Source organism: Halostella sp. PRR32, from assembly GCF_034808085.1.
GTDB lineage: Archaea > Halobacteriota > Halobacteria > Halobacteriales > Natronoarchaeaceae > Halostella > Halostella pelagica.
On the sequence record NZ_JAXHGL010000038.1, the window covers coordinates 1 to 359 of the forward strand.

General features: G+C 78.8%; 1 pseudogene. It reads right to left on the bottom strand.

Features of this window, described 5'->3' with window-relative positions:
- A pseudogene (locus SM753_RS20300) lies at nt 1-359 on the bottom strand (hypothetical protein); the annotation flags it as partial.

Genomic DNA, 359 nt, shown 5'->3' on the forward strand with positions numbered 1-359 from the left:
ACGACGTCGACCCCCTGGCGGACCGCCCACGCCATCGCGCGCCCGTACCCGGTCTCGCCGTCGAACCCGGCGAGGTGGAGGCTCGCGTTCGGGGCGACCGCCGCGACCTGCCGCGCGGAGCGCGTGCCGTGGACGTCGCCGGCGTTCGGGCCGATGGTCGGTCCGGACCCGAACGTGCGAGCGGCGACGGCGGCGTCGGCGTACGCGTCGTCGTCGGTGTCGAACCCGGTCGGGTCGAGGACGGCGACGGCGACGCCGTCGCCGGTGACGCCGTCGGCGTGGACGGCGTCGACGTCGCCGTCGTCGGGCGGGGCTGCGGCCGGGTCGGCGGGCGCCGGGTTACCGCCGGGGACGGCGAC